Source organism: Azoarcus sp. DN11 (genome assembly GCF_003628555.1).
In the GTDB taxonomy this organism is placed as follows: domain Bacteria; phylum Pseudomonadota; class Gammaproteobacteria; order Burkholderiales; family Rhodocyclaceae; genus Aromatoleum.
Map to the genome: position 1 here is coordinate 2,500,623 of NZ_CP021731.1, position 21,629 is coordinate 2,522,251.

20 protein-coding genes, 1 pseudogene and 1 riboswitch are annotated in these 21,629 nt (G+C 67.9%); of the genes and pseudogenes, 13 read left to right on the plus strand and 8 right to left on the minus strand.

The features are described 5' to 3' along the window. Positions 1-68: 68 nt before the first annotated feature. The 3 genes from CDA09_RS11425 to CDA09_RS11435 form a co-directional block, all read right to left on the minus strand. Entirely contained in the window at positions 69-1,307 is a 1,239-nt protein-coding gene (locus tag CDA09_RS11425; protein ID WP_121428735.1) for a YVTN family beta-propeller repeat protein, read from the minus strand. A gap of 22 nt (positions 1,308-1,329) precedes the next feature. After that, on the minus strand, positions 1,330-2,820 hold the full coding sequence (locus tag CDA09_RS11430) for a hypothetical protein (protein WP_121428736.1): 1,491 nt from the start codon (positions 2,818-2,820) through the stop codon (positions 1,330-1,332). 108 nt (positions 2,821-2,928) lie between these two features. Then, a riboswitch (cobalamin riboswitch) is annotated at positions 2,929-3,129 on the minus strand. Between the two features lie 172 nt (positions 3,130-3,301). Then, entirely contained in the window at positions 3,302-4,090 is a 789-nt protein-coding gene (locus CDA09_RS11435; RefSeq protein ID WP_121428737.1) for an AraC family transcriptional regulator, read from the minus strand. Between the two features lie 132 nt (positions 4,091-4,222). Here CDA09_RS11435 and CDA09_RS11440 point away from each other — a divergent pair, with 132 nt between their 5' ends. Further along, complete coding sequence (locus CDA09_RS11440) at positions 4,223-5,164, plus strand: DMT family transporter (RefSeq protein ID WP_121428738.1); 942 nt, start codon at positions 4,223-4,225, stop codon at positions 5,162-5,164. Positions 5,165-5,187: 23 nt separating this feature from the next. On the opposite strand, the gene CDA09_RS11445 is transcribed toward CDA09_RS11440, so the two are convergent. The 3 genes from CDA09_RS11445 to CDA09_RS11455 are packed head-to-tail and all read right to left on the minus strand — an operon-like array spanning position 5,188 to position 7,854. Further along, complete coding sequence (locus CDA09_RS11445; RefSeq protein ID WP_121428739.1) at positions 5,188-5,790, minus strand: amino acid kinase family protein; 603 nt, start codon at positions 5,788-5,790, stop codon at positions 5,188-5,190. Further along, complete coding sequence (locus tag CDA09_RS11450) at positions 5,781-6,863, minus strand: hydantoinase/oxoprolinase family protein (protein WP_121428740.1); 1,083 nt, start codon at positions 6,861-6,863, stop codon at positions 5,781-5,783. The genes CDA09_RS11445 and CDA09_RS11450 overlap by 10 nt, the downstream gene beginning before the upstream one ends. Next, the gene (locus CDA09_RS11455) at positions 6,850-7,854 is read right to left on the minus strand and encodes an ATP-grasp domain-containing protein (RefSeq protein ID WP_286164087.1); all 1,005 of its coding nucleotides are present in this window, start codon (positions 7,852-7,854) and stop codon (positions 6,850-6,852) included. Before CDA09_RS11455 ends, CDA09_RS11450 begins: the two co-directional genes overlap by 14 nt. 19 nt (positions 7,855-7,873) lie before the next feature. Between CDA09_RS11455 and CDA09_RS11460 the strand changes: the two genes are divergently transcribed. The 9 genes and pseudogenes from CDA09_RS11460 (at position 7,874) to CDA09_RS11500 (ending at position 16,107) form a co-directional block, all read left to right on the plus strand. Then, positions 7,874-8,581, plus strand: a complete 708-nt coding sequence (locus CDA09_RS11460; RefSeq protein WP_121428742.1) for a HisA/HisF-related TIM barrel protein — start codon at positions 7,874-7,876, stop codon at positions 8,579-8,581. 458 nt (positions 8,582-9,039) lie between these two features. Next, a pseudogene (locus CDA09_RS11465) lies at positions 9,040-10,843 on the plus strand (methanol/ethanol family PQQ-dependent dehydrogenase). Positions 10,844-10,996: 153 nt separating this feature from the next. Beyond that, the gene (locus tag CDA09_RS11470) at positions 10,997-11,395 is read left to right on the plus strand and encodes a c-type cytochrome (protein WP_286164088.1); all 399 of its coding nucleotides are present in this window, start codon (positions 10,997-10,999) and stop codon (positions 11,393-11,395) included. A gap of 1 nt (position 11,396) precedes the next feature. Then, positions 11,397-12,275 carry a quinoprotein dehydrogenase-associated putative ABC transporter substrate-binding protein gene (locus CDA09_RS11475; RefSeq protein WP_121428746.1) on the plus strand — a complete coding sequence of 293 codons (879 nt, stop codon included), beginning with the start codon at positions 11,397-11,399 and terminating at the stop codon, positions 12,273-12,275. A 43-nt stretch (positions 12,276-12,318) separates the two neighbouring features. Next, on the plus strand, positions 12,319-13,041 hold the full coding sequence (locus CDA09_RS11480) for a hypothetical protein (protein WP_286164089.1): 723 nt from the start codon (positions 12,319-12,321) through the stop codon (positions 13,039-13,041). Positions 13,042-13,043: 2 nt separating this feature from the next. After that, on the plus strand, positions 13,044-13,394 hold the full coding sequence (locus CDA09_RS11485; protein WP_121430833.1) for a hypothetical protein: 351 nt from the start codon (positions 13,044-13,046) through the stop codon (positions 13,392-13,394). After that, complete coding sequence (locus tag CDA09_RS11490) at positions 13,379-14,329, plus strand: quinoprotein relay system zinc metallohydrolase 2 (RefSeq protein WP_121428748.1); 951 nt, start codon at positions 13,379-13,381, stop codon at positions 14,327-14,329. The genes CDA09_RS11485 and CDA09_RS11490 overlap by 16 nt, the downstream gene beginning before the upstream one ends. Positions 14,330-14,334: 5 nt before the next feature. Next, complete coding sequence (locus CDA09_RS11495) at positions 14,335-15,159, plus strand: quinoprotein dehydrogenase-associated SoxYZ-like carrier (protein ID WP_121428750.1); 825 nt, start codon at positions 14,335-14,337, stop codon at positions 15,157-15,159. Further along, positions 15,160-16,107 carry an MBL fold metallo-hydrolase gene (locus CDA09_RS11500; protein ID WP_121428752.1) on the plus strand — a complete coding sequence of 316 codons (948 nt, stop codon included), beginning with the start codon at positions 15,160-15,162 and terminating at the stop codon, positions 16,105-16,107. Positions 16,108-16,162: 55 nt separating this feature from the next. On the opposite strand, the gene CDA09_RS11505 is transcribed toward CDA09_RS11500, so the two are convergent. Together CDA09_RS11505 and CDA09_RS11510 are read right to left on the minus strand one after the other, a co-directional pair. Beyond that, positions 16,163-16,459 (minus strand): hypothetical protein, encoded by a 297-nt coding sequence (locus CDA09_RS11505; protein WP_121428754.1) that lies wholly within the window; start codon positions 16,457-16,459, stop codon positions 16,163-16,165. 229 nt (positions 16,460-16,688) lie between these two features. Continuing rightward, positions 16,689-17,210 carry an SRPBCC family protein gene (locus CDA09_RS11510; protein ID WP_121428756.1) on the minus strand — a complete coding sequence of 174 codons (522 nt, stop codon included), beginning with the start codon at positions 17,208-17,210 and terminating at the stop codon, positions 16,689-16,691. Positions 17,211-17,653: 443 nt separating this feature from the next. On the opposite strand from CDA09_RS11510, the gene CDA09_RS11515 reads away from it, so the two are divergent. From CDA09_RS11515 to fhcD, 3 genes are read left to right on the plus strand one after another with little or no spacing between them, the layout of a single operon-like run. Further along, on the plus strand, positions 17,654-18,940 hold the full coding sequence (locus CDA09_RS11515; protein ID WP_121428758.1) for a molybdopterin-binding domain-containing protein: 1,287 nt from the start codon (positions 17,654-17,656) through the stop codon (positions 18,938-18,940). Beyond that, positions 18,937-20,613, plus strand: coding sequence for a formylmethanofuran dehydrogenase subunit A (locus CDA09_RS11520; protein WP_121428759.1), 1,677 nt, complete (start codon positions 18,937-18,939; stop codon positions 20,611-20,613). The genes CDA09_RS11515 and CDA09_RS11520 overlap by 4 nt, the downstream gene beginning before the upstream one ends. Further along, positions 20,610-21,617 carry a formylmethanofuran--tetrahydromethanopterin N-formyltransferase gene (fhcD, locus tag CDA09_RS11525; RefSeq protein WP_286164090.1) on the plus strand — a complete coding sequence of 336 codons (1,008 nt, stop codon included), beginning with the start codon at positions 20,610-20,612 and terminating at the stop codon, positions 21,615-21,617. Before CDA09_RS11520 ends, fhcD begins: the two co-directional genes overlap by 4 nt. The last annotated feature ends 12 nt before the right edge of the window (positions 21,618-21,629 follow it).

Sequence of the window (21,629 nt, forward strand, 5' to 3'; positions counted from 1 at the left end):
TCCGGCAAGCCCGGACCGGTCATTCCCGCCTTGGCGGAAATGACCGGATCGGGCCATCGCCAGGCAAGTCAATGACAATAGTTGTCCTTGCTGTCCATGACGTGCGTTCCCCAGGGATACAAGCCGACGTTCGGAATTCGCTCGACGGCTTCCGTCTTGCCGTCGATGATGTAGACGGAGTGATCGGTCGATCCTGCCAGGTAGATTTTCTGGTCTGCCGTGTCGGTGGTGGCGGTCTCCAGTTGCAGATTCGTACCGATCTTGATGCGGCCGGCGGGCTTCAGGGTGTTCATGTCGTACACGTAAACAAAGCTTGTCGTCGAACTGATGACGAAAGCCTTGCCGGCTGCAAAGTTCACCCCGGTCATGTCCGGGCCGGCCGGCAGCGTGGCGGCCACTTCGTTCTTCTGGAGATCGATGATGGAAATGGTCTCGTCGCCGTTGTTTACCGTGATGGCGTACTTGCCGTCATGCCCCATGTAGATGCGCCAGGGATTCTGTCCGACGCGGATGACTTTGACGACCTTGTCCTCGCGGGTATCGATGACTCCCACCACGCCCAGGTCGCCGTCGGCGGCATAAATGTAGCGCCCGTCGATGCTCATGGCGGGCATAGAGATACCCTTGATGTCCTTCAGGTACTTGCCGGGGTCAAGGCGCGAAATTCCGGGCACGCTGGCAATCTGGATTTTCTTGAGCAACTGGTGTCGGGTCACATCGATCACGCCCACCCAATGCGCACCGTAATTGCCCACGTAAGCCTTCGAGCCATCGTGGGTGAAGGTGATATTGAGCGGTTCGGCCAAGCCTTCGATGGTCTTGATCACGCTGAGCGAAGCCATGTCGATGACGGTGATCGAGTCGCCCTCGGGATTGCCCTGGTAGTAGTAGCGCCCGTCCGGGGAAAAGGAGAAGTGCTCCGGCGCAATTCCGACCGGAATCTTTTTGACCAGTTCGAGGGTGCGGGCATCGATGACGTAGGCCGTGTTGGCTCGGGTGCCGCCGGTGACGACATAGCGCCCGTCGGGCGACATCATCACCATGTGCGGATTCACGTTGTTGCCGAGGAAAGTGTGGCCGAGGATTTTCCTGGTCTTGATGTCCATGAAGGCGATGTCGTTGGAATCACGGTTCACGATCATGACGACGGAAGTCGGGTCGGTAACAATCGTCTTGGCGGATGACGAGGCATGGGACATTGCCATACCGGGCATCAGTTTCATCTGAGCATTGGCAGACTGCGGGATAGCGACGCTGAGGGCGACAATGGCGCCGGCGATGATGCTGTTCAGGTTCAGCTTCGGCATTTCATGATCTCCTTGTATTCTTTCAGAAGCTGACCTTCAGTCGAGCCCCGGGTACCAGGTAGCTGCCCTGCGTCTTGGATTCGGTGACGTATTGCAGGAGGAAGGAAAGTGCCATGTGCTCGGTCATGCGCAGGTTGTAGAACCCTTCCATGACTTTTTCTTTGGCGCCTTCGCCCAGCTTGGTTTGCGCGTAGCCCACACCCCACATGTCGAGGGGGTTGAAGGCATAGGGAGCCTGGAAGGCCACGCCGCCGCTGTAGAACTTCATCGTGTCGGGGCCGGTGGGGAGACTGCCGACATAGCCGCTGCCATAGCGCCCGAACAGCGAGACTGCGGCAGTCAGTTTCTGGTCCGCGCTCAGGCCATAGCCGGTGCGGTTGGTGCCGCTGCTGTTGTCGCTCCTTGCCCACGCCCGGTAATGGCCTTCCTGCAGCATGAACGGCCGGGCGATATATTCCACCTCTGCCAGAGAATAGAGGGAGGTCGATAGGCTGGTTGCACGGTCATTACTCTGCTGGACGCCCAGCTTGAAATTCAGGTCGCCCTTGGGATCGTAGACGGCGGCCAATCCAAAGCCGTTGGATGTGAGGCCGAGGACCGGGTTGTTGACCAGGGCGCCGTTGATGAAACGTTCCGTTTCATCATTGGCAATGGCATTTCGGTCAAAAATGCTCGTCAAATCCAGGCGGCCGACGGTGAGGCCCAGTTTTTGATCGAACATCCCGGTTCTGATCCACGCTTCGCGCACATTCAACTGGTTGTTGCTGAGGCGGGCAGTCTGGTTGTTAACCAAGTTGAGAGCCGACGGGATTTCCTGGTCCGGGGAGGCGCCGCCGATTCCAACCAGATCTGCAAAAAACTCGGTATTCAGCGCCGCCGATTTGGCCCGGAAGGTCACGTCTGCGGCGGTAACCCCGTAGGCGTGATTTCTCGCTTGAGTCGGCCCCAGACCAGCCTGGGCTGATGATCCCTTCGTCTGATACGCCATTTGCGCCGTGGTGACACTGCTAACCCCCAATTCGACGCCGCTCTTCTTGTCGGCGGCCAAGGCGTCCTCGATCTCTTCACGAATCGTCTGGCGGCGATAGACCCGTTCGCGCCGATAGGTCATCGCCGGCACGGCACCTTCCGCGGGGTGGTCATATTCGTTGCCGTTGGCATCGACGTAGACCTGGACCTGCTTGACCGTGGTTTTGGGCTCGGACATCACCGCGCTGGTTTCCACATTGCTGAGCCGCGACTCCATCTCCTCCAAGCGCAGCGCCACCACGGAGGCGTTGGCCGCAGGCGTTTCAGCCTTTGGAAGGGCCTGGGCCAACAGTGCCTGTTGGGCCAGCATTTGTTGCTGCATTTCGAGCAACCGCTTTTCGAGCGTCTCGATGCGCTGCACCAGCGCCTTGCGCCCTGGATCGGCTTTGCCGGGCCTTGCCGGCTCTTCGGCAGCGTTGGCGTGGAAATTGAGTGCCGAAAGAAGCGCAACCGCGATCGCGGTGCGTTTGAGATGGTGGTGCATGGATCCCCCTTGTTCCGGCGAGCGTCCCCGCAGCCGGTCATTGTCGAACGTAAAGCGGAGCAGGGGAAAACAGGGGCAGTTGCACTGGCCGCCGCATCCCCGCAGCGCTTTTGCTGATTGTCGGCGGCAGGTCTCCTGGCTCTCGGGTCATCGCGCTTCGCAAGCCTTCCCGGAACATGTCCAGTGGCATACAGGGGCGAAGCGCTCGCCGATTACAGTTGCGGGGGCAGCTCCGGCATTCGGACGCTCGGTCCGGCACCGGATTCCCTTTTAATCCCCGGGAGGGGAACCATCAACGACGTCAGTCTATGACTTTCTGCATATCCTCGTCAAGTGTTTTAACTATATATAGTGCATTTAGCTAAATGTTGCACTACCAATAGTGGTATGTACATTTCTCCGAGCTCCAGCTCCCAAGAACCGGGCCATAACCCAACTGAATCTGCCTCGTCGAATTGCCGCAACAGGCATGTGGCGGCTCTTACCCTCGTCCCTTGCGGAACTCCGCCGGCGTCTGCTGCATCAGGCGACGGAACATCGCGATGAAGGCCGAGGCGCTGGCGTAGCCGAGTTCGAGGGCGACGGCTTCGACGGTGCGCCCGGCGGCGAGGAGCGGCATGGCCTTGAGGATGCGCAGGCGCTGGCGCCATTCCGAGAGGGGCATGCCGAGATCGCGCTGGGCGCGGCGCAACAGCGTGCGTTCGGTGGTGTTGGCGAGCCGCGCAAGCTCGGCCATCGTGCGGTTGTCGTCGGGGTGGGTGTCGAGGAACCGGAGCACGGCACCGAGCGACGGATCGGACGAGGAGGGGAGGTAGCTGCCGGCGCAGGGGGCGTGTGCGAGCTGGTCGACGAGCACCTGCAGGAGGCGGGTGTTTTCGGCGTCGCGAAGCGTGTCGGGCGCCTGCAGGCGCAGGTGGTCGAGGAGCGCGACGATGAGCGGGCTGACGGCGAGCGCGCAGGGATTGCGGGGCAGGCGATCGCACAGCGGCGCGGCGACGTACAGCGAGCAGTATCCCGCCTCGTTGCGGTTGAGGCCGACATGGGCGACGCCGGGCGGCAGCCACACGCCGTACTGGGGCGGGGCGAGGAAGTGTTCGCGTTCGACCTGGATTTCCATCACGCCCCTGAACGAATAGACGAATTCGCCGCCGGCGTGCTTGTGCATCGGGAAGAGGGTGTTCGCCGGCAGGGCCGTGGCACGGAAGTGGATCGGCGCGGGCAGGTGCTCGCCCTGCGGTTCCATGCGCTGCATGTTGCGGAAGTGCTTCATGTCTGTGCGAGGGTCTGTGCGTGGTGGCGCGGGATTGGCGGATCGTTGCTAGCGATTGGCGGATTCTGACTATATCAGTTGATACCGCCATCTTCACACTTCAGCCATCACCCGATTCGCTGGAGATCTCCGATGGACCCCCGCCTCGCCCTCGATACGCGCGCCGCCGGCCTGATGACCTTGCTGTGCCTCGTGTGGGGCCTGCAGCAGGTGGTGCTGAAGGCGGTGGCCAATGACATCGCCCCCGTGTTGCAGATCGGCCTTCGATCCGGCATCGCGGCGGTGCTCGTCGGGGGCATCCTGTTCTGGCGGCGCGAGCGGCTGGCCTGGGACACCTGGCGGCCGGGGATGGTTGCGGGCCTGCTGTTCGCCCTCGAATACCTGTTCGTCGGCCAGGCGCTGCTCCTGACGAGCGCCGGCCACACGGTCGTGCTGCTCTATACCTCGCCGATCTTCGCGGCGCTGGGCCTGCACTGGAAAGTGCCCACCGAGCGGCTGTCGCGGCTGCAATGGCTGGGCATTGCGCTCGCTTTCGGCGGCGTCGCCGTGACCTTCCTCGGGAAGGGCGATGCCGAGGCCGCCGTGCGTCCGCTGTCGCTCTGGGGCGACCTGCTCGCGCTGCTCGGCGGACTCGCGATGGGCGCGACGACGGTGACAATCCGCATGTCGCGCCTGTCGACCGCGCCTGCGGCGCAGACGCTGCTGTACCAGCTGATTGGCGCCGCGGTGTTGTTGCTCGCGGGCGCATTCGCCACCGACCAGAACGCGTTCGTCGCCACGCCGCGCGCCGTCGCGAGCCTCGCGTTCCAGTCGCTCATCGTGTCGTTCGCGAGCTTTCTCGCGTGGTTCTGGCTGCTGCGCACCTACCTCGCGTCGCGCCTGGGGGTGTTCTCGTTCCTGACCCCGGTGTTCGGGGTCGCGCTCGGGGCAGTGCTGCTCGGCGAGACGCTCGAACCGCGATTCGTCGCGGGGACCGCGCTGGTGCTGCTGGGCATACTGGTCGTCAGCGCCCACGCGCGGATCGGCGGCGCACTCGCGATGATGCGGGGAGCGGCCCGAACGGCCCTGCGCTGAGGGCCGGTTCGTCACGCCGTGGCTCACACTGCGGTTGGGGCGAGCAGGAGCTCCCTGAGCCGCGCGATGCCGGTGCGCTCCAGCAGGTGGATGGGATAGGCCGCCTCTGCGGCGAATGCCGGAAAGCGCCGGTCGACGATGCCTTCGGCCGCGAGCATGCCCCAGTCGTCTGGCGCCGGCGTCGTCACCGCGATCGGGCAGGATTTGACGAGGATCGCGCGCTCGGCGTTGAGCCGGTTGGCGAGCCACAGCGCGAGGCTGTCGGCGGTGACGTCCCAGTTCGTCAGCTCGTCGGCCTCGCGGCGCAGGAGCTGCAGCGGCATCCACAGTGCGACGCGCCCGCTATGGACAGTGCGCTCGAGCTCGCGCTCGTCGGCCGCGAGCACGAGGCCGGGGCACAAGCCCTGCAGCATGAACGCGAACTGGCCCATCGCGAGGACCGCCATGTTGTGCGCGACGACGTCGTCGAGATGCCATTCGGCCTGCGCGAGCCGCGCGCTGTCCGCGTACGGGCCGCCGCCGGGGACGATGACGACCCGTCCGCCGCCGAGGTCGTGCAGGTGTTCGAGCCAGTCGACAAGCAGGGGATCCTTGGCCAGGCTGCCGCCGATCTTGATTACCCACATGATGAACTCCGGTCGAGGAGGAGGGCGACGGCGACGCTCGGCGCGCAGGTGTCCGCCCACCGATGGACGGAGTCGGTGGCGGCGGCGTTGAGGCCGGCGACGGAATGGAAGGCAACGAAGGGGTGGTGGCCGTGGCGTGCGAGCTCGCGCGCGAGGAACAGGCCGCAACCCGCACCGACGAGCGGCGCGTCCGGCGGCAGCCCCGCCTGTGCCGCCACGCGCACGAGATTGGCGGTGATCTGGACGAGCATCGCGGCGCGCCAGCGCTCGGCGAGCGCTACCCAGGCCGCGGCGTCGGCGTCGCGCGCGTCCATTCCGATCATGCGCGCGATGCGGCGGCAGCTCGCCGCCTGGCTCTTGTCGCCGCCGTCAGCGGCGGAATGCTGGTCGTGCTCGGGGTCGAGCTCGCCGGTGAGGCGGAACACGTCGGCGGTGGTGGCAAAGAACTCGTTCATGACGTTGTAGCGTTCGCCGCCGAACGTCATCCGGCGCGCCAGTGCGCACAGCGGGGTGCGCACGACCCCGACATAGACGAGTTCGCCGCTCGCGAGCCGCTCGGCGTCGCCGCGACCGTGCGGGGCCGGGGCGCCGTCGCGGATCGGGATCAGGTCGGTCGTCGTGCTGCCGATATCGACGAGCAGGGCGTCGGGGTGGCGGGCGGCGACCTGGAACGCGGTCGCGAGCCAGTTGGCCGAGGCGACGTCGCGCCAGCGTGCCGGCCCGTCCTCGGCGCTCGCCCAGTCGGCCCGGCCGGCGAAGAAGCGGGTCGCGTCGCCGAGGCGCTCGGCAAGCCGTCGGACGAGCGCGGCTACGCCGGCCTCGCGGTCGGGAAAGAGGTCGGTCATCTCGGCGGTCATCGTCACGGCGTGGCGCGCCCGTCCGAAGCCGGGCCAGCGCTCGATCGCGGCGTCGATGGCCGCGTCGAGGTGCGTAAGTCCCTGCCACAGCGGGGCCGCCCACTGCGCCACGTCGCGCACGCAGCCGTCGACGACCAGGCTCGCCTTGACGTGGGCGCCGCCGATGTCCCAGCCGACCACGGCCGGGCGGTCGCTCTGCGAGTCAGTGCGGGCCATGCGCGACCTCCGCGGCGTCGGAGTCGAGGATCTCGCGGGCGAGGTTGCGGTCGAGCGCCGCGGACAAGCCGACGTAGGCGCAGGTCACCCGCGGGTTGATCTCGATCACGACCGGTCTTGCGGTTGCGGCCGCATCGTCGGACAGCGACGATGCGGGCCAGACGACGTCGACGCCGACGTAACCGGCGAGGCCCGGCAAGGCCGCGGCGATCTGCTGCGCGAGCGCGGCGAGGCGCCTGCCGGCGGCTCCGTCGATCGCCGCGATGCCGATGTCGACCCCGTGATAGACGACGGCGCCACCCGGCGATGACGCGATGCGCTGACGATTGACGGCGAGGAGTTCCGCCCGACCCGCGCGGCACAGCAGCGACAGGCTCAGCGGAATGCCCTCGATCCAGGCTTCGAGGGTGCTCGCGGCGCCGCGGTCGAACCGCGCCACCAGGTCGTCGCGTGCCGCCGCGAAGTGCGCATGGCGTTGCGCGTCGACGCTCCCCGCGCCGTCGTCGGGCTTGACGATCCAGCCGGCGACGCTTGCAGGTTCGGGCTCGCCCGGCTGCCACGCAGGCGGCACGTCGATCCCGCTCGCGGCAAGGCAGCGCCGCGTCGCCGATTTCGATGCGGCCACGCGGATCGCGGGTGTCGTGCAGCCGACCCAGCGCTCGGCGCCCACGCAGTCGGAAAGCTGCGCGAGCAGGTCGTCGCTCTCGGGGGCGACGACCCACACGCGGTCGTAGGCGGGGATTTCGCCGGCGAGGAAATCGGCGGCGGCCAGCCCGCCGTCACCGCCGTCGACGCAGCGAATGCCGGCGAGCGCGGCGGGCAGGGGCGCATGCCGGCTCACGACGCACGTGAGCTCGACGCTGTCGACCCGCTGCAGATCGGCGGCCAGCGCGTCGCGCATCGCCAGCCCCTGCGCGAGCAGCCCGGGGTCGGGCGGTTCGCCGCCGGGAGACGCGAGGCCTCCGCCGCTGATACATTCGTAGACCAGCACTCTCTTTCTTCGCTCACTCATGCAAGTCGTCCCCGTCATCGATCTGCTCGCCGGCGAGGTAGTGCGCGCCGTCCGCGGCGAGCGCAGCACCTACCGTCCGATCCGTTCCGCACTCTGCTCCGGCAGCGAGCCGCTGGCGGTGGCCCGCGCACTGCTCGACTGCACCGGATCCAGCATCCTCTACATCGCCGATCTCGACGCGCTGACCGGCGGCGTGCCGCAGGCCGGTGTCCTCTCCGCCTTGCTCGCCGCGCTGCCCGCCACCACGCTCTGGCTCGACGGTGGCTTCCGCGACGGGGCGGCGTTTGCCGCGCTCGTCCGGCAGCTCGGTGCCGATGGCGACCGCGTCGCGCCGGTGTTCGCGAGCGAATCGCTCGCCTCCCCGCAGGCCGCCCGCGAGGCCTTCGTGCACCACCCCGGCGCGATCCTTTCACTCGACCGGCGCGGCGACCAGGTCCTCGATCCGGCCGGCTGCTGGGCCGACGCTTCGCTCTGGCCTGCCCGCGTCATCGTCATGACGCTCGAACGCGTCGGTGCTTTCGCCGGGCCCGAGCTCGAACTTGTCGCGGCGATCCGCCGCCGCGCGCCCGGCGCGATGCTCATCGGTGCCGGCGGCATCCGCGATGCGGCCGACCTCGACCGCGCGGCGGCGGCTGGCGCCGATGCCTGGCTCGTCGCATCGGCGCTGCACGATCGCCGTCTCGCTCCCCACGACGTCTCCCGCTGAGCAGGCGGCGCAACCGGCCGCACCGGCCGTTCGCTTCCTTGTCTAAATCACGATCCATGCCAAGACGCCGCCAGTCGCGGGACTTGCGCATACCGTGCGCGCCACCGCGTTGCGGTCGCCGACTGTGCGGCAACGGGACCACTGTGTAACGGGACATTTTGTAATCGTCCCTGCGCGCGCGGACACCGCTGCACGCGGCTTCCCGCCGGAAAACGCCGTGCACTGTCCGTTTTGGTGCGCGTGACGGGTCGGGGTCGTCGCAATTCGCATGCACAGCGCGTCATGGCACGTCGTTTGCGTTCTACCTCGATGGGACAGGGAGGAAACTGTCCCGGCCGCCCGACCTCCCGCCCGTCCGACGGGGTGCCCAGGGACGGCGACTTGGCATCGATTGTGACCGGCCGGTGGTGCTGGATGAAACCCGGCAACGAAACGCTCGAAAACAAGAGGAGACATCAATGAGTATGGCCTTGAAGCATCCACTGATTGCCGGGGTCGTTTTCACGTGCGCGGGGCTCGCACACGCCGACGCGCAACTCGACCGCGCCTTGCAGGACCCGGCCAACTGGGCCGTGCAGGCAGGCGACAACTACAACCAACGCTACAGCACGCTCAAGCAGATCAACGCCGGCAACGTCAAGAAACTGCAGGCGGCATGGACCTTTTCGACCGGCGTGCTGCGCGGTCATGAAGGTTCGCCGCTCGTGATCGGCAGCGTCATGTACGTCCATACGCCGTTCCCCAACAATGTCTTTGCGCTGGACCTGAAGACGCAGGAGATCCTGTGGAAGTACGAGCCGAAGCAGGACGCGGCCGTTATCGCGCAGATGTGCTGCGACACCGTCAACCGCGGCCTCGCTTACGGTGACGGGAAGATCTTCCTGCAACGCGCCGACAGCGTGCTCGACGCGCTCGACGCGAAGACCGGCAAGGTCGTGTGGTCGGTCAAGAACGGCGATCCGAAGCTCGGCGCCGTGAACACCAATGCGCCGCATGTCTTTGGCGACAAGGTCATCACCGGCGTGTCGGGCGGCGAGTGGGGGGGTACGCGGCCACCTGACCGCCTACGACCTCAAGACCGGCAAGCAGGTCTGGCGCGGCTACAGCACCGGCCCGGACGACGAGATGCTGATCGACCCGGAAAAGACGGTGACCTGGACCGACGGCAAGCTCATGCCGGTCGGCAAGGACTCGTCGCTGAAGACCTGGAAGGACGATCAATGGAAGACCGGCGGCGGGACGACGTGGGGCTGGTACAGCTACGACAAGGACCTGAACCTCGTCTATTACGGCAGCGGCAACCCGAGTACGTGGAACCCCTCGCAGCGGCCCGGCGACAACAAATGGTCGATGAGCATCTGGGCGCGTGACCTCAACACCGGCAAGGTGAAGTGGGTGTACCAGATGACGCCGCACGACGAGTGGGATTTCGACGGCGTCAACGAGATGATCCTCGCGGACATCGACGTCAAGGGCAAGAAGACCAAGGCGCTGGTGCACTTCGACCGCAACGGCTTCGGCTACACGCTCGATCGCACGACCGGCGCGCTGCTCGTCGCCGAGAAGTTCGACCCGGCGGTCAACTGGGCTACCCACGTCGACATGAAGACCGGCCGTCCGGAGGTCGTCGCGAAATACAGCACGCAACAGAACGGGCCCGACGTGAACACGAAGGGGATCTGCCCCGCGGCGCTCGGCTCGAAGGACCAGCAGCCGGCGTCCTTCGATCCGAAGACCGGACTCTTCTACGTGCCGACCAACCACGTCTGCATGGATTACGAGCCGTTCGAGATCCAATACACCGCTGGTCAACCGTATGTCGGCGCGACGCTGTCGATGTATCCGGCGCCGAAGAGCCACGGCGGCATGGGCAACTTCATCGCGTGGGATGCCGGCAAGGGCAAGATCGTGTGGTCCAAGCCCGAGAAGTTCTCGGTGTGGAGCGGCGCCCTCACGACCGCGGGCGACGTGCTCTTCTACGGCACGCTCGAGGGCTACCTGAAGGCGGTGAGCCTGAAGGACGGCAAGGAGTTGTGGAAGTTCAAGACCCCGTCCGGGATCATCGGCAACGTCTTCACGTACATGTATGAAGGCAAGCAGTACGTCGGTGTGTATTCGGGCATCGGCGGATGGGCCGGTATCGGCATGGCCGCGGGTCTCGAGAAGGACGCCGAAGGCCTGGGTGCGGTCGGCGGCTATCGCGACCTGCAGAAGCACACCGCGCTGGGCGGCTCGCTCACGGTGTTCGCGCTGCCCGACTGAGGCAGCAAACGGAAACCGAACCGGCGGCGTCGCGAACCCGCCGCCGGTGCGGTTTCCCCCAGCACCGCTGCCATTCAACTGGCAATCAGACGCCCGTCCGCCCCCTTCGGGCCGGGCAGGGCGCAACGACTTCGACACCGGAGGAGACAGTCGATGAAGAGACGAGCACTCATTTGTTCCCTGGCGGTCCTCATGACGAGCGTCGCGGTGCCGGCCACGGCGTTGAGCGACCCGCTATACACCGTCGTCGATGGCTACAAGGTCGACCCGAACACGATGCAGGGCTTTCGCACCTGGCGTTCGGCCGCGTGCGACCGCTGCCACGGCCCGAACCAGGAAGGCCTGGTCGGCCCCTCGCTGATCGAGCGGCTGAAAGTGCTGACCCCGGACGAATTCAAGACGACGGTGCTCGGCGGACGTCTCGCGAAGGGAATGCCGAGCTTCGGACAGAATCCGAAGGTTGTCGAACACATCGACCAGCTCTACGCGTACCTCAAGGGACGCTCGGACGGTGCCATCACGCGCGCCAAGGTCGTCGAAATCGAGCAATGACATGATCAACCGCCCGCTGTCATGGCTGCGTGGCAGCCTCCTTGTCCTCGCATGCGCACTCGGTGGCACGGCGATGCAGGCATCCGCCGAGGATGCCCCGCCGCGCAAGGCTTTCCGCGTCTGCAAGGACCCGCACAACCCTCCATTCACCGATGCGCGCGGCGAAGGCTTCGAGGACAGGATCGCCGCCCTCTTCGCGGCCCGGCTCGGCCTGCCGGTCGAAAACTACACCTTCCCGCAACGGCTCGGCTTCGTGCGCAACACGCTGCGCTACAAGCTCCCGGGCAAGGACTACCCCTGCGACATCGTCATGGGCGTGCCGGCCGATTTCGGCCAGCTGCTTCCGACCAAACCCTATTACCGTTCGACCTACGTGCTCGTGCTCGCGTCCGGCCGGGGGCTCGACGGTGTGCGCACCGAAGAGGAGTTCCTCGCGCTGCCTGCGGACAGGCTCGCCAACCTGAAGATCGGCGTATTCGACCGCTCGCCCGGCTCGGCGTGGCTGGCGCACCACGACCTGGTCGAGCGCGGCGTCCCGTACAAGATCATGAACCCGAATCCCGATGAGGTGGCTGGTGACCTCATCGCGCGCGACCTCGCAAGCGGCGCGATCGACGTCGCGGTACTGTGGGGACCGATCGGCAGCTACACCCAGCGCAAGGCGAGCGACGCGGTGCTGCGCGTGGTGCCGCTTTCGTCCGAACGGGGGGTCAAGTTCGACTACGAGATGGCGATGGGCGTGCGCTTCGGCGAGAAGGCCTGGAAGCAGCAGATCGAGGCGCTGATCGACGAAAACCAGGCCGAAATCGCGAAGATCCTCGAGGAGTTTGGCGTACCGCTCGCGCCTGACTCGACCCCGCACGCGACGGCGACGCATTGAGGTGCGCATTGCGGAGGACGACGGGCGCGACGAGAGACGAACGATGATGCGACGCATGCTGTCGTCGCTCCCGCTGCTGGCCGCGCTGCTCGCGGTGACGCCCGCCGCCGCGGCCGACGCCGCCGGCCCCGTCTCGGAGGCCGAGCGGCTGGTCTTCGAAGACGCGCATCTTCGCAACCTGCCGGCCAAAGCGAGCCTGCACTACCGCTATCGTCACAGCGAGACCGGGCAGGCGGAGATCGATGACGAGGTGGTGCTGACCGCAAGCCCCGAAGAGGGCAAGGAACGGGTCGTGCACGTCGACTACCTGCACGGCGAGCGGCATCTCGCGCTGCCGGACGTTGCGGACCCGATCAGCAACCCGCTGATCCTGTACTTCCTCGAGGCCGACGTGCGCGACATGCGTCGGCGCCTGGGCGGGCAGGAAAACTACTTCCGCCACCGCATCCGCCTCGCGCTTGCGGAGGCTGCGACGCTGTCGGACGTCGTCGTGAGTCACGAGGGCAAGGCCGTGCAGGCCACACGCATTGAGATCCGGCCGTACGCCGCCGACGAGCAGCAGGAGCGGCTGCGGGGATTGGGGAACAAGATTTATCGGTTCACGCTGTCGCGGCTGGTGCCGGGCGGCGTGTACGAGTTGAGCACGCACGTTGCCGCGCCCGCCGGCGGCCAGCCGCTGCTTGAAGAGGTCGTGACACTTCGCGGTGAAGGCGGCGGCGACGCACCCCGGCAGGGGCCGGGCTACATGACGGAGGAGGGGAAATAGCGATGATGAAGAAACTGTTTTGCCTGCTTGCCTGCGGGATCGCGCCCTGGGCGCCGGCGGCCCTCGCCGCGAACGATTTTCCGACGGTCGAGCGCGTCGAATACGTGCTCGGCTGCGCGCGCGATGCCCACGGGCCGGCGCAGGAGGCCATCTACAAGTGCTCGTGCATGATCGACGCGATCGCCAAACGCCTGAGCTATGACAAGTACGTCGAGTACTCGACCGCCGCCAACGCGCTCAGCATCGGCGGCGAACGCGGCGAGACGATGCGCGCCTACGGCGCGGGCAGGGAAATGGCGTCGAAGTTCCGCGCCATCCAGGCCGAGGCGCGCAAGGCGTGCCTGATGAGCTGAGGCGCGCTGCCGTCCGCGCGGCGCGCCGCCTGATGGCCTTTGCCTTCGCCGCGTTCGGGCCGGCGTGGGGCGGCACGGCGCTGCCGTTCGACATCGTCGAGGCCGCGCCGGGCCTCTTCGTCCACACCGGCCGGCACGAGGAAACGTCGCGGGCGAACCGCGGCGACATCGCGAACGTCGGCTTCATCGTCGGCGAGCGCTGCGTCGCGGTCATCGACACCGGCGGAAGCCTCGCCGTCGGCCAGGCGCTGGCCGCAGCGGTGCGCCGGGCCACCGATCGGCCGGTGTGCTACGTCATCAACACGCACATGCACCCGGACCACGTGTTCGGCAACGCCGCGTTTTCCGGCGGGACCGTCCGTTTCGTCGGCGCCGCGAGCCTTCCCGAGGCGCTCGCTGCGCGCGCTACGCATTACGAGGCCGGGCTTGCCGAAGCGCTTGGCGATGCGGCGGCGGGCAGCCGCATCGTCGCGCCGGACCTGCTGGTCGATGACCGCCTGCGCCTCGACCTCGGCGGCCGTGTGCTGGTCATGCAACGCTGGCCGACGGCGCACACGAACAACGACCTGACGGTGCTCGACGAGGCGAGCGGCACGCTGTGGCTCGGCGATCTGCTGTTCGATGAGCGCATCCCTTCCGTCGACGGCAGCATCAAGGGGTGGATCGCGGTCGGCGAACGGCTGCGCGAGCAGGCGGTGACGCGGGTCATCCCCGGTCACGGCCGCATCGCGCCGCCGTGGCCGGCGGCCCTGGACACGCAGTCGCGCTATCTGCGGCAAGTCGTGGCGAGCGTGCGCGCGGCGCTTGCGGCGGGCAAGACGCTGCGCGAGACCGTCGACGCCGCCGATCCGGCCGACGCCAACGGGTGGCTCCTCGCCGAGGCCTATCATCGGCGCAACGTCACCGCCGCGTATGCGGAACTCGAATGGGAGTAGCGGGCATGCGCCACCTCCTGCAGTGGATCCTCACCTGCTGCGTCGCCGGCAGTGGCGCGGCGTTCGCGGCGTCTGACGACGCCGACGCGAACGCCGTGTGGCGGAGCCTACGGGCGGGCCTGTTTAGTGAACGGCCGATCGCCGCGGCGGATGCCGACACGCTGGTGCTCGAAGCGCCCGCCCGCGCCGAGGACGCCGCGATCGTGCCGATCGCCGTGCGCAGCCGCCTCGACCCGGCGACCGGGCGGGGCGTGAAGACCGTCTGGCTGGTCGTCGACGGCAATCCGTCGCCGGTGGCTGCGACCCTGCACTTCGGCCCCGCAAGCGGGGGGGCTGATGTCGAGACGCGCCTGCGCATCGAGCAGTACGGTTTTGTGCGCGCGATCGCCGAGCTGGACGACGGCTCGCTCCACATGGCGACGCGCTTCGTGAAGGCGTCCGGCGGTTGTTCCGCACCGGCCGGCAAGGATCCGGCCGCGGCTGCGGCGAACCTCGGCCGCATGCGGCTGAAGGTGGAGGAGGCGGGCAGCGCGGGCGGGGCGTTGCGGCGGGCGCAGCTGATGATCAGCCACCCGAATACTTCCGGTCTTGCGATGGACCAGCTCACACGGCTGTACCCGAAGCCGCATTTTGTGCGTCAGGTGACGGTGCGCTACCGCGGCCAGCCGGTGTTCGCCGCGGAGGTCAATTTCTCGATCAGCGAGAACCCGAGCTTCCGCTTCGTGTTCCGCAGCGACGGCGACGGCGAGCTGGAGGCCGTAGTCGTCGATACCGAGGACCGGACGTTCCAGAGCCGCGTCCCGGTCGCCGCTCGCGCCGACGGAGGCTGAGTGCGCGCGGCCGTCGGCCGGTGGCTCCTGCTTGCGGCGCTGCTGGTGCCGACGCCGGCCCGCTGCGCCGCGGAATTCGAGCCGGTCGCACCCGGCGCCTACGTACTGTCTGCCGAGGCGCTGGCCGCTCAGGGCGCACCCGCGGAAACCGGCAACGTCGGCCTGCTCGTCGGTGATGCCGCCGCGCTGCTCGTCGACACCGGGGCGTCGTACCGCCAGGGGCGCGAAGTCCTCGCCGCCCTGCGGCGCGCGACCGACCGGCCGCCGCGGCTTGCGCTGGTCTCGCACGCGTTGCCGGAATTCCTGTTCGGCGCGGCAGCCCTGCAGGACGCGGGGCTGCGCGTCGTCGCCCAGCCCGACAGTGCCAAGCTCATCGCCCAGCGCTGCCAGATCTGTCTGGATCGCGCGATCGCCCAGTACGGTGCGGAGGCGATGGCCGGCACGCGCGTGCCGGTGCTCGAAAGCAGCGCAACCGGGGATTGGCAGGTCGATCTGGGCGGTCGGCAGGTCGAAGTGCTCGATTTCGGCTGGGCGAGCACGCCCGGCAGTGTGGGGGTGTTCGATCGAGCGAGCGGCACGCTATACGCGGGGGGCGTCGTGCTCGCCGGTCGTGTGCCGATGTTGCGGGATGCGGACTTCGACGGCTGGGTCGCCGCGCTCGGCCGGATCGCACGCCTGCCGGTGCGGCGCGTCGTGCCGGGGCACGGGCCGGTGGTCACGCTCGACGCGGTTGCGCAACTGCGCGCCTATCTGCTCGAACTCGATGCCGAAGTGCGGCGCTTATATGCGAGCGGGGCGAGTCTGCCCGAGGCGGTGGCCGAAGCGCGGCTCCCGGCTTACGCGACGTGGGTGGGTTACCCCGAGCTTCACCGGCAGAACGTGCATTACCGCTATCTTGCGGTCGAACGAGAGGATTTCGATGCCGCCGCGGGAACGTCCGGCCGGTAGCACGCGGGAAAATCGGACGCCGGAAACGAAAGGGCCGCGATTGCGGCCCTGTGTCTTATTGCTGCGCGGCGCTCGCCAGCAATTCGGCGTGGTACCTTGCCCGCAGTTCCGCGAGCACCAGCGAGTCGTCCGGTACCTTGCGGGTGAAGGTCCAGCCGGTGGGCGTGTGGACGAACGCGAAGCCGGTCGGCGGATCGATGTAGACATCGAACGAGCCGGGGCGGGACTGCGGGACCTCGCTGGAGGTCAGGTAGTTGCCGTAGGGGGCCGGGTCGTCGGTGGCGGCCTGCGCGCCGAAAGCGGCGCTAAGCAGGACGGTGCCTGCGAGGGCGTATGCGAGCAGCGGTTTCATCGTGGGTCCTTCCCGTAAAAGAAAACTGGGTAGGGTTACGGTATGCCCTGGGCACACTTGTTATCCCCGCGTCGAGCTTCCTTATACGGGAAATGCCGCGCTGCAGCAAATTTAAATTGCTGATCTCGAAATAGGGTTTTCTCTGCCGCTGGCCGGCTTGTCCCGCAGATGCGGATCGGGGGCTACGCCATGTATGTTGCGCCGCATGATGCGGCCCCGGACTCCTCGATCATTTTCCTTCCGCGAGTTTCTTCAGGTTGTCCAGACCAGCCTTGTAGATGCCGGTCACCGCCGCGATCGCCGCCTCGTCGTTGCGTTCCGGCGGCGGATTGTTGTTGGGCTCGCCGCGATAGAAGCCGGCTTTCCATTCGACGAGGGTGGTGCCGCCATCGCCCGGCAGCACGTTGAGCGTCGAGCTGTAGTTCGTGACGGGAACGGGGCCGGGGTCGGTCATCTTGTACGTCAGGCGGCGCTCCTCTGCGGAGTAGCGCGTCAGTTCCTCGACGATCCTGCCGCCACCCTTGAGAGTCAGCGTGCGCACCGAGCCGACCTCGTTGCCGGCGGTTGCCCGCGACGATTCGATGGCCGGGTGCCAGCTCTGTAGCGCGGCAAAATCCTTGACGCGCTCCCAGACTGCCTCCGGTGGCGCGGCGATCGTGATCGTCTCGGTGACTTTCTGGTGCATCGGGCCGTGTGCCCAGGCGGCAGTGGCGGCACACAGCAGGGTCGCGGCGATCAGGGTCTTGCGCATCGTGGTCGGCTCCAGTGGGGGAATAAATGATCCCCTGCCCGAAAAAGGGGGGCGGGCAGGGGTCGGCGTAGCCGTTCCGCGGCTGCGGTCCGGTCGCCGAGGGGGAGATGAGGTTGGGCACGCCACGGTCGGTGGCGGTGCGGCGTTCGAGGCGGCGGAAAGTGGCGGATGGACATGGCAAACGGGGCGGTTCGGGCCGGTTTCCGCTTCTTTCAGGATTCGTGCCAGATGCCGGGATCCGCACAGCCGAAGCGGGAGTTGTGCGCCGGTTGGCCGCCAGAGTGCCGATGGGCATGTGGCTTCGTGACAGTGTGTCCCGTGCCGCGGCGGGCGGCGCTGACACACTGTTGAGCCAAGCAGCGCCGTCGGGCGCCCGTTCGGGGGCGAAGGGCTTGCGCGGCAGGGGCGCTGCGAAGTGGCATGTCGCTTGCCTTGGAGTGACCATGACTGCCAATCCCGCCTCTCCACCTTCCGCCGCGGCGACGGGCCGGCCGTGGACCTGCCCGTTCTGCCCGCTGTGCTGCGACGGTTTTTCGCTCGCGGCTGCGCCGCAGCCGACGCTGATCGGCAGCGACTGTGGGCGTGCAGCCGCGGCCTTGTCGTGCTTCGGGGCCGCACCTGCGTCGGCGACGGCCACGGTCGACGGACGCGCTGCCGACCATGAAAGCGCCGTCGCTGCGGCCGCCGCGATCCTGGCCGCGAGTGCCCAACCGCTCTTCGCGGGGCTCGCGACCGACGTCGCCGGCATGCGCGCCTTGTACCGGCTTGCGAACGGCTGCGGTGCGATCCTCGATCACGCCAATGGCGACGCGCTGATGGTGTCGACCCGCGCGCTGCAGGACCGCGGCGTCTTCTACACGACGCTGGCCGAGATTCGCAACCGCGCCGACCTGGTCGTCTGCCTCGGCACGAACGCGACCGACCACTATCCGGAGTTCTTCCGCCGCACGGCGCCGGCCGCGGATGCGCCCGCGCGGCATGTCGTCTTCCTCGGCGCACGCATGGCGGCTTCCGCGCCTGGGCTGGAGGCGTGCACGACGGAGGAGATTGGGTTCGCCGGCGACGTTTTCGACACCGTCGCGCTCATCGCTGCGCGGCTCGCCGGACGCCGTACGGCCGCGAGCGATCCCGCGCTCGATGCGCTCGTCGCCCGCATGCAGGCGGCGCGCTACACGGTCGTCGTATGGGAATCCTCCAGCCTGCCGGCGCATGGCGCGCTCGTCGCCGAGGCGATCCAGCGCATCGTCAATACGCTCAACCGCACGACGCGCGCGGCGGCGTTCTGCCTCGGCGGCGGCGATGGCGGCTACACGGCGAACCAGGTGACGACCTGGCTGTCGGGCCTGCCGCTGCGCACCGGCGTGCATGCGCGCGGGCTCGTGCATGAGCCGCAACGCTACGCGACGGCGCAGGTCCTCGCGCAGCGTGCCGTGGATGCGCTGCTGTGGGTGTCCGCGTTCTCGCCGGAGCTGGCGCCGCCCGACACCGACCTGCCGCTCGTGGTGCTCGGCCACCCGGGGCTCGAAGCGGCCGCGACGCGGGTGAATTCGGTGTTCATTCCGGTGTCGACGCCGGGCATCGGCTCGGCCGGACATCTCTTCCGCGCCGACGGCGGCGTCGTGCTGCCGCTCGTGCCGATCTACGCAGACACGCTGCCGGGCGTCGCCGCGGTCGTGGCGGACATCGCTACGAGCATCGCCGCGGCGCGCGCGGAAGGAGGGGCGCGATGACCACGCTGCGTCTGAAGGGCGGCCGCGTCATCGACCCGGCCAACGGTATCGACGGCGAGGTCCGCGACATCGGCGTGCGCGACGGCCGCATCGTGGCGCTGCATCCGGCCGAGAAGGTCGATCGCGAAGTCGACGTCTCCGGCATGATCGTGATGGCCGGCGGCATCGACATGCACACGCATATCGGCGGCGGCAAGGTGAACCTCGCGCGCATGCTGCTGCCCGAGGACCACCGTGCGAACCGCGCGCCGGACAACCCGCTGGAACTCGCGTCCGCCGGCTGCTGCACGCCGGGCACGCTCGCGACCGGCTACCGCTACGCGGAGATGGGCTACACCGCGGCCTTCGAGCCGGCGATGGCGCCGTCGAATGCGCGCCATGCGCACATGGAGATGGGCGATACGCCGATCCTCGACCACGGCGCCTACGTGATGCTCGGCAACGACGAGCTGATGCTGCGCATGCTCGCCGAGGGCCAGGACTTCGAGCGCATCCGCGACTACGTCGGCTGGACGATCCACGCGACGCGCGCGATGGGCGTCAAGGTCGTCAATCCCGGCGGCATTTCGGCGTTCAAGTTCAACCAGCGGAAACTCGACGTCGACGAAGACCACGCGCACTGGCGCGTTACGCCGCGCCAAGTCGTGCAGACGCTCGCACGCGCGCTCACCGAGCTCGGTATCCCGCATCCGCTGCACATCCACGCGAGCAACCTCGGCGTGCCGGGCAACATCGGCTCGACGCTCGCGACGATCGCCGCGCTCGAAGGGCTGCGCGGGCATCTGACGCACGTGCAGTTCCACGCGTACGGCACCGAGGGCGCGCGCAAGTTCTCGTCGGCGGCGCGCGAGCTGGCCGAGGCGGTCAATGCCAACCCGAACGTGAGCATCGACGTCGGCCAGATCACTTTCGGGCAGACCGTCACCGCCTCCGGCGACACGATGCGCCAGCACGCGAACGCGGACCTCGGCAGTCCGCGCAAGTGGATCGGCGCCGACATCGAGTGCGACGCCGGCTGCGGCGTCGTGCCCTTCCGCTATCGCGAGCAGAGCTTCGTCAATGCGCTGCAGTGGGCGATCGGCCTCGAGCTCTTCCTGCTGGTCGACGATCCGTGGCGCGTCGTGCTGACGACCGACCACCCGAACGGCGGCCCCTTCACGAGTTATCCGCACCTCATCCGCCTGCTGATGGACAAGTCCTTCCGTGACGAGCAGCTCGCGAAGCTGCACCCCGAGGTCGCCGCTAACGCGCTACTGCGCGGGATCGGCCGCGAACTCAGCCTGTACGAGATCGCGATCATGACGCGTGCCGCGCCCGCGCGGCTGCTCGGGCTCACCGACCGCGGCCAGCTCGGCGAGGGCGCCGCGGCCGACATCGCGGTCTATCGCGAAGACGCCGATCGCGAGGCGATGTTCACGACCCCGGAATACGTGTTCAAGGACGGCGAGCTGGTCGTGCAGCAGGGCCGGCTCGTTGCGACGCCGGTCGGTGGCACGCATTTCCTCGAGCCGGAGTTCGATCCGGCGATCGAGCGCATGCTCGCGAAGTACGCCGACGAGCATCTGGCGACCGCCTGGCGCCACGCTGCCATCGGCCGCGACGAGCTGTGCGCGTGCGCGAACGGCGGGCGCCTGCTGGCATGCCCGCTGCACGGGCGCGGGGGGCGCAAATGAGCGCCGCGGCGATGCTGGAGCTCAACGGCGTCGTGATCGACGACACCTTCGCCGAGGCCTTCCCGATGAAGGCCACGCGCCTTGTCATCACGGCGCACAACGCGACGTGGGCGAACCACGCCGCGGTCGCGCTGACCGGTTTCGCAACCTCGGTGATCGCCTGCGGCTGCGAAGCGGGCATCGAGCGCGTGCTGGACCCGGGTGAGACGCCGGACGGGCGGCCGGGGGTGGCGGTGCTGATCTTTTCGATGTCCGGGAAGGACCTCGCGAAGCAGATTGAACGGCGTGTCGGCCAGTGCGTGCTGACCTGCCCGACGACCGCGGTGTATGCCGGCCTCGATGCCGCCCCCGACGCAGACCGGACTGCGCTCGGCAAGAACCTGCGCTTCTTCGGCGACGGCTGGCAGATCTCGAAAGTGATCGACGGCCGGCGCTTCTGGCGCGTGCCGGTGATGGACGGCGAGTTCGTCGCTGAGGAGACCACGCCGGTGGTCAAGGCCGTCGGCGGCGGCAACCTGCTGATCCTCGCGCACGACACCGAGGCCGCGCTCGGCGCTGCGGAAGCGGCTGTCGTGGCGATGCGCGCGTTGCCGAACGTGATCCTGCCTTTCCCCGGCGGGGTGGTGCGCTCGGGCTCGAAGATCGGCAGCAAGTACGCGTCGCTGCCGGCATCGAGCAACGACGCGTTCTGCCCGGCGCTGACGCCGCTCGCGAAGCGGACCGAATTGACGCCGGAGATCGGTTGCGTGATGGAGATCGTCATCGACGGGCTCACCGACGGCGACGTGGCCGCGGCGATGCGCGTCGGCATGGAAGCGGTCGTCGCACGGGGCGCGGCCGCCGGGGTGCGGCGCATCTCCGCCGGCAACTATGGCGGCAAGCTCGGACCCTACCTGTACCGCCTGCACGCGCTGCTGGGCAAGGGTGGAGCAGGGGTTTCGCGGAGCAACGCTCCGCGCCTGCGGAACGGGCTGGCTGTGCAAAGCCAGCCCCCCGGGGCATAGCCCGTTGGAGAG

Excerpts from the sequence above, each read along its gene's own strand:
- CDA09_RS11425 (WP_121428735.1), bottom strand. The coding sequence starts at position 1,307 with ATGCCGAAGCTGAACCTGAACAGCATCATCGCCGGCGCCATTGTCGCC.
- CDA09_RS11430 (WP_121428736.1), bottom strand. The coding sequence starts at position 2,820 with ATGCACCACCATCTCAAACGCACCGCGATCGCGGTTGCGCTTCTTTCG.
- CDA09_RS11435 (WP_121428737.1), bottom strand. The coding sequence starts at position 4,090 with ATGAAGCACTTCCGCAACATGCAGCGCATGGAACCGCAGGGCGAGCAC.
- CDA09_RS11440 (WP_121428738.1), top strand. The coding sequence starts at position 4,223 with ATGGACCCCCGCCTCGCCCTCGATACGCGCGCCGCCGGCCTGATGACC.
- CDA09_RS11445 (WP_121428739.1), bottom strand. The coding sequence starts at position 5,790 with ATGTGGGTAATCAAGATCGGCGGCAGCCTGGCCAAGGATCCCCTGCTT.
- CDA09_RS11450 (WP_121428740.1), bottom strand. The coding sequence starts at position 6,863 with ATGGCCCGCACTGACTCGCAGAGCGACCGCCCGGCCGTGGTCGGCTGG.
- CDA09_RS11460 (WP_121428742.1), top strand. The coding sequence starts at position 7,874 with ATGCAAGTCGTCCCCGTCATCGATCTGCTCGCCGGCGAGGTAGTGCGC.
- CDA09_RS11470 (WP_286164088.1), top strand. The coding sequence starts at position 10,997 with ATGAAGAGACGAGCACTCATTTGTTCCCTGGCGGTCCTCATGACGAGC.
- CDA09_RS11475 (WP_121428746.1), top strand. The coding sequence starts at position 11,397 with ATGATCAACCGCCCGCTGTCATGGCTGCGTGGCAGCCTCCTTGTCCTC.
- CDA09_RS11480 (WP_286164089.1), top strand. The coding sequence starts at position 12,319 with ATGATGCGACGCATGCTGTCGTCGCTCCCGCTGCTGGCCGCGCTGCTC.
- CDA09_RS11485 (WP_121430833.1), top strand. The coding sequence starts at position 13,044 with ATGATGAAGAAACTGTTTTGCCTGCTTGCCTGCGGGATCGCGCCCTGG.
- CDA09_RS11495 (WP_121428750.1), top strand. The coding sequence starts at position 14,335 with ATGCGCCACCTCCTGCAGTGGATCCTCACCTGCTGCGTCGCCGGCAGT.
- CDA09_RS11505 (WP_121428754.1), bottom strand. The coding sequence starts at position 16,459 with ATGAAACCGCTGCTCGCATACGCCCTCGCAGGCACCGTCCTGCTTAGC.
- CDA09_RS11510 (WP_121428756.1), bottom strand. The coding sequence starts at position 17,210 with ATGCGCAAGACCCTGATCGCCGCGACCCTGCTGTGTGCCGCCACTGCC.
- CDA09_RS11515 (WP_121428758.1), top strand. The coding sequence starts at position 17,654 with ATGACTGCCAATCCCGCCTCTCCACCTTCCGCCGCGGCGACGGGCCGG.
- CDA09_RS11520 (WP_121428759.1), top strand. The coding sequence starts at position 18,937 with ATGACCACGCTGCGTCTGAAGGGCGGCCGCGTCATCGACCCGGCCAAC.
- fhcD (WP_286164090.1), top strand. The coding sequence starts at position 20,610 with ATGAGCGCCGCGGCGATGCTGGAGCTCAACGGCGTCGTGATCGACGAC.